This is a genomic window from Shewanella sp. 11B5, assembly GCF_002836795.1.
GTDB lineage: Bacteria > Pseudomonadota > Gammaproteobacteria > Enterobacterales > Shewanellaceae > Shewanella > Shewanella frigidimarina.
This window is the reverse complement of the sequence record NZ_PJAP01000479.1, coordinates 1-6,294: the sequence shown is the minus strand read 5'-3', so window position 1 is coordinate 6,294 and position 6,294 is coordinate 1. Positions and strand designations below refer to the sequence as shown.

4 protein-coding genes are annotated in these 6,294 nt (G+C 41.3%); 3 read left to right on the top strand and 1 reads right to left on the bottom strand.

Annotated elements, in window-relative coordinates; all coding sequences use genetic code 11:
* Positions 1-67 precede the first annotated feature (67 nt).
* Together CXF78_RS11175 and CXF78_RS11170 are read left to right on the top strand one after the other, a co-directional pair.
* On the top strand, positions 68-820 hold the full coding sequence (locus tag CXF78_RS11175; protein WP_041413588.1) for a Nif3-like dinuclear metal center hexameric protein: 753 nt from the start codon (positions 68-70) through the stop codon (positions 818-820).
* A gap of 95 nt (positions 821-915) precedes the next feature.
* The gene (locus tag CXF78_RS11170; RefSeq protein ID WP_102036818.1) at positions 916-2,841 is read left to right on the top strand and encodes a monovalent cation:proton antiporter-2 (CPA2) family protein; all 1,926 of its coding nucleotides are present in this window, start codon (positions 916-918) and stop codon (positions 2,839-2,841) included.
* Positions 2,842-2,977: 136 nt separating this feature from the next.
* Here the strand turns inward: CXF78_RS11170 and metG are convergent, their stop codons facing one another.
* On the bottom strand, positions 2,978-5,029 hold the full coding sequence (metG, locus tag CXF78_RS11165) for a methionine--tRNA ligase (RefSeq protein ID WP_102036817.1): 2,052 nt from the start codon (positions 5,027-5,029) through the stop codon (positions 2,978-2,980).
* Between the two features lie 156 nt (positions 5,030-5,185).
* Here metG and apbC point away from each other — a divergent pair.
* Positions 5,186-6,294, top strand: a 1,109-nt coding sequence (gene apbC, locus CXF78_RS11160) for an iron-sulfur cluster carrier protein ApbC (RefSeq protein WP_102036816.1), incomplete at its 3' end; no start/stop codon positions are given.

Below are 6,294 nucleotides of genomic sequence, written 5' to 3'. Positions count from 1 at the left end.
TTCAGAGGCTTTTATCCATTTTTGTTAGGAAAATACTATGTCGACACATCATCAAGGCTCTTCTACCATTACTCGCCAAGCGTTAAGCTCATATTTAGACAGTTTTTTAAATGTGTCAGCCTTTAAAGACTACGCTCCTAATGGATTACAAGTTGAAGGTAAGTCTGATATCCGCACGATTGTGACGGGTGTAACTGCATGCCAAGCATTAATTGAGCAAGCGGCGGCTGTTAATGCCGATGCAATTCTTGTTCATCATGGTTTTTTTTGGAAAAATGAGCCAGAAATTATCACCGGGATGAAGTATCGCCGAATTAAAGCATTAATGGACCATGATATGAGTTTATTCGGCTACCACTTACCACTTGATGCCCATCACGGAATTGGAAACAATGCCCAACTAGCTTACCAGTTAGGTGTTATTAGCCCTCGAGTATATGAACCAGTCGCACAAGATTTACTGTGGCATGGTCATTTAGAACATCCATTAAGCGCCAGCGAATTTAGTCAATTACTGACTAAGGTGCTTAAACGTGAACCATTACATATTGGCGATAACAGTAAGCCTATCTCAACCCTTGCTTGGTGTACTGGTGGTGCTCAAGATTATATTGATTATGCAGCCCAAATGGGTGTAGATGCGTTTATAAGTGGTGAGGTGTCTGAACGTACTTATCATGCAGCAACGGAACAAGGGCTGCACTATTTTGCCGCAGGGCATCATGCTACTGAACAATTTGGTATTCAGGCATTAGGGCAGCATTTAGCCAGTAAGTTTGATTTAACCCATCATTTCATTGATATCGTTAATCCAGTTTAATGGATTAAAGGCCTCGTTAAATATTGGCGTGCACTTGCACTTGTAATTGCAGTGTAAAAGTCGATATTAATTTTTTCACCCGATAAGGACCCCCAATGACAGAGTACTTTTTACAGGCTTTTATTTATCTCACCGCTGCAGTCATTGCTGTTCCGTTAGCGAATAAATTGGGCTTGGGTTCCGTGCTGGGGTATTTGATTGCGGGTGTGGTCATTGGCCCCATTGTGGGTTTAGTGGGCAGTGAAACCAATACCATTCAACACTTCGCCGAATTTGGTGTGGTGATGATGCTATTTTTGGTCGGCTTAGAGCTGGAACCTAAAATGTTGTGGGCGATGCGTAATCGTTTACTGGGGCTTGGTGGCTTACAAGTCGTGGGGTCGGTTGTGGCTGTGATGGCCTGTGCCATTTATGCTGGGTATCAACTGAGTATTGCATTAACAATTGGATTAATTTTTTCCCTTTCGTCTACCGCAATCGTGTTACAAACCTTATCTGAAAAACGCCTTAATAAAACCCATGCCGGACAAAACGCATTTTCGGTATTGTTGTTTCAAGACATTGCTGTTATTCCCATGTTGGCCTTTATTCCGTTATTAGCTTTACCTGAATTAGTTGATAAAGCCCAAGCTGCGGTGAGTAGTATGAGTGAGCAGCACGAGCAGTTAAGCCTCGTGGCCTCATTACCCGGTTGGGCATATGCCATTGTACTGGTATTAGCGATTGGTGCTGTTGTACTAGGGGGGCATTATCTCAGTAGACCTTTATTTAAAATGGTTGCCGAATCTGGTGCGCGTGAAATATCTACCGCCGCAGCACTTATGCTGGTTATCGGTATTGCAGCATTAATGAGTTTAGTGGGTATATCACCCGCATTAGGCACCTTTTTAGCAGGTGTTGTACTGGCAAACAGTGAATTTAAGCATGAACTTGAAGCCAATATTGGTCCATTTAAAGGTTTATTATTGGGATTGTTTTTTATCACTGTCGGCGCCGGAATTGACTTTACGGTACTGTTTGCTGATTTTGCTGAAATAATAGCTATCACCTTAAGCGTTATGTTGATTAAAGCGTTTGTGCTGTATTTATTAGCGTTGATTTTTAGAATTAAGGGCAGCGATCGTTGGCTGTTTGCATTATGTTTGGCTCAAGCGGGAGAGTTTGGTTTTGTACTGCTGAGTTTTAGTGTTCAACAACATGTTATTCCGACTGATTTAGCGCAAACGTTATCAATCGTGGTCGCGTTATCGATGTTTTTAACCCCAGGATTATTTATTTTATTTGATAAAGTCATTTATCCGCGCTTTCAGGTAAAAACCAATCAGCGTGAACAAGATAGTATTGATGATGAAGGCACGGTGATTATTGCGGGTATTGGTCGTTTTGGCCAAGTGGTTAATCGCTTTTTAATTTCGAATAATATTAAAACGGTAGTGCTTGATTATCAGGTGTCACAGGTCGACACTATCAGGCGTATTAATACTAAGGCCTATTATGGTGATGCCACTCGTCCAGATTTATTAAAAACCGCTGGCATTGAACAAGCCTCGCTTTTTGTGGTGGCCATCGATAATAGAGAAAGTAGTGTTGAGTTAGTTAAATACTTACACAATACCTACCCCAAACTTAAGATTGTTGCCAGAGCATTTGACCGTGGTCATGGACATTTATTAAAAGAAGCGGGGGCAGACGTGGTTGAGTCGGAAACGCATCATTCAGCACTGGAATTGAGTTTGTCATCATTACAGTTATTAGGTCATTCAGAAGAATATGTGTTGAGACGAAAGGCTACCTATAAACGGGTTGAAAAAGAAGCTTCAAAACGTTTATATGATTTTTGGTTGAAAGAGTCAGCGGGTGAACGCTTTAGTAACGATTTTATTAAACTGTTTATGTTGTATGAAGAGCGATTAAAGCAAGCAATGGATGAAGATAATGCCGCTCACCAACAAGATATCGATAATCAAAACGACGCTAATGCAAAGCAAACAAATGATAGTAATAGTGATATCCAGAGCTAATGCTCGACTTACCACATGCTGGCTAACCACGTTTTAAATATCAGTCGCTTTGTTTGTTTGCAATCCGCTAGATTGAAAACTCAATAGAGGTAAAAAGACCGCCGAAGCGGTCTTTTTTTATGGTTTTAAAGCTGGATTACTTAACTCGCATGCCAGGCTGTGCGCCTTCATGAGGTTCTAGTATAAACAAATCTTTACCGCCAGGACCGGCAGCTAATACCATACCTTCTGAATCACCAAACTTCATCGTGCGTGGGGCAAGGTTAGCCACCATTACGGTGAGTTTACCAACCAAATCTTCAGGCGCATAAGCTGATTTAATACCCGCAAATACTTGTTTGGTATCGCCGCCTAAGTCTAATTCAAGACGCAGTAATTTATTGGCTTTTTCAATATGTTCCGCTTTGCTGATTCGAGCAATACGTAAATCAATTTTAGCAAAATCTTCAAAGCTTATTTCAGGGCTAATTGGATCGAGTTCTAATTGATTAACAGCTTGTGTCGGCGCTTCGGTTTTAGGTGCATCCGTATTAGTCGCTTGCAAGTTCTCTTTAGAGGCATCGATGATAGCTTCAATGCTCTTAGGTTCGATACGCTGCATTAATGCTTTGAATGTCGCGATTTCATGACCAGCAAGATCTTGACCTAAATTGTCCCACGTTAAGGTTAACTGTAAAAAACCTTCAACATTTTCGGCCAATTTAGGCAATACAGGCTTAAGGTAAGTGACCAAGATTCTGAACAAGTTTAATGCATTACTGCAAACCTGATGTGCTTCATCTTGTTTATCGTCTTGCTTAACCAGTTGCCAAGGTGCTGCGTCGGCAACATAGGCGTTGGCAATATCAGCTAATGCCATAATTTCACGCATCGCTTTGCCAAATTCGCGAGTTTCATATAATTCGGCAATCACTTCGCTTTTAGCTAAGAATATGTCGGTTAAGCTGCTGTCTGTTACCTTGGCTAATTTGCCGTCAAAGCGTTTGCTGATAAAGCCAGCAGTTCGCGATGCAAGGTTTACCAGTTTACCGACCAAGTCTGAGTTAACTCGTTGAGCAAAATCTTCTAAATTTAAATCTAAATCATCAATACGACTGTTTAATTTAGCTGCGTAATAATAACGTAGGTATTCCGGATCTAAATTATCTAAATAGGTACGCGCTTTAATAAACGTGCCTTTAGACTTAGACATTTTTGAACCGTTTACGGTGACATAGCCGTGAGCATAAACACTAGTCGGTTTACGAATACCTGCGCCTTCAAGCATTGCTGGCCAGAATAAACTGTGGAAATAAACAATGTCTTTACCGATGAAGTGATAAACCTCTGCGGTTGAGTCTAGGCTCCAAAAATCGTCAAAGTTTAAATCATCACGCTTGTCACATAGGTTTTTAAATGAACCCATATAACCAATAGGCGCATCTAACCAAACATAGAAAAATTTACCGGGAGCATCAGGGATTTCAAAACCAAAGTAGGGTGCATCACGTGAGATGTCCCATTGTTTTAGCCCTTGCTCAAACCATTCGTTAAGCTTGTTGGCCATTTCTTGTTGTAAAGAGCCTGATTGGATCCACTCTTTTAACATGCCTTCAAATGCTGGCAAGTCAAAAAAGAAGTGTTCGGTATCTTTCATTATTGGTGTCGCACCAGAGACTGCCGATTTAGGGTTTATCAAATCGGTCGTACTATAAGTTGCACCACAGTTGTCACAGTTATCACCGTATTGATCTTCAGACTTACATTTTGGGCAGGTGCCTTTAACAAAACGGTCCGGTAAGAACATTAACTTTTCAGGATCATATAATTGTGAAATGGTTTTGGTTTTGATGTAACCACCATCACGGAGTTTTAGATAAATATCACTAGCTAAAATGCGGTTTTCTTCGCTGTGAGTGCTGTGAAAGTTATCAAACTGGATATTGAAGTCAGCGAAATCTTGCTGGTGCTCTTTTTGAACTTGGGCAATCATTTCTTCTGGCGTAATGCCCATTTGCTGTGCTTTAAGCATAATCGGCGTGCCGTGAGCATCGTCGGCACAAATGTAGTGGCATTCATGTCCACGTAACTTTTGAAAACGTGACCAAATATCCGTTTGGATATATTCAAGCATGTGGCCTAGATGGATTGGGCCATTGGCATAAGGAAGGGCACTTGTGACCAGTATTTTACGCTGTGATTTTGTCATTTTGTCTCGATATCAAATTACACCAAAAATATTGCCTGATACTAACTGATTAGCAGACTTTTTTCACCAAAACATGACTTAAAAAGGCTTATTAGTCGCTATTTTTTTACCAAGTTCTGATACACTTGTGCAAATTTCTGGTTCGGAGTTGCCGTTTTGGTCAATACGCATACAAATTATCAATTAAGTGATGAATTATTGTCACCAGTGTTAGATATTTTAGAAGCATTTGAAGATCCTTATTTGCATAAAGGCTTAGTCAGTGCAGGATGTGTTACAGCATTGTCGATAGAAGGAAAACGCCTACAATTAGGCTTAGTTTATCCCTATCCATGTATGACACAATACCGCGACACCGTGATGGCTATCACCAATAAATTGGCTGTACTTGACGGCATTGATGAAGTGGAATGTGAAATCGATTTCCAACCACGGGTTTATACTGCGCTGCCAGCAATTGCACCTATTCCTAACGTAAAACAAGTTATTGCTGTGGCTTCTGGTAAAGGCGGTGTGGGTAAATCAACCACCGCAGTAAACCTCGCATTAGCGTTGAAAGCTGAAGGCGCCGAAGTGGGTATTTTAGATGCCGACATTTATGGCCCGTCTATTCCATTGATGTTAGGAATTCCTAATTTTCGTCCACAATCGCCAGATGGCAAGCACATGACGCCGGCTTTAGTGCATGGTATTTCTGCGCAATCTATTGGCTTTATGCTAAGCGGTGATGAAGCCGCGGTGTGGCGAGGCCCTATGGCTGCGGGTGCTTTAGCACAGTTACTTAACGAAACTCAGTGGCCTGAATTAGACTATTTAATTATCGATATGCCACCTGGAACCGGTGACATTCAACTGACATTATCACAAAAAGTACCGGTTAGCGGTGCGGTGATAGTGACAACGCCGCAAGATATTGCTTTAGCTGATGCCAAGAAAGGCATCACCATGTTCAACAAAGTTAACATTCCAGTGCTTGGGATTATCGAGAACATGAGTTTTCATCTTTGCCCTGAATGTGGTCATAAAGAACACCCATTTGGTACTCATGGTGGTAGTCAAATAGCGGAACGTTATAACGTGCCATTATTAGGATCATTACCATTACACATCAATATTCGTGAATCAATGGACAATGGTACGCCGAGCGTGATGAGCGAACCAGAAAGTGAAGTGTCAGGGATCTATCGCGAAATCGCCCGCAAACTTGGGGCAGAATTAGCACTTCAACAAGTACAATCAACCGTAAAAATTAGCATATCAGAAGA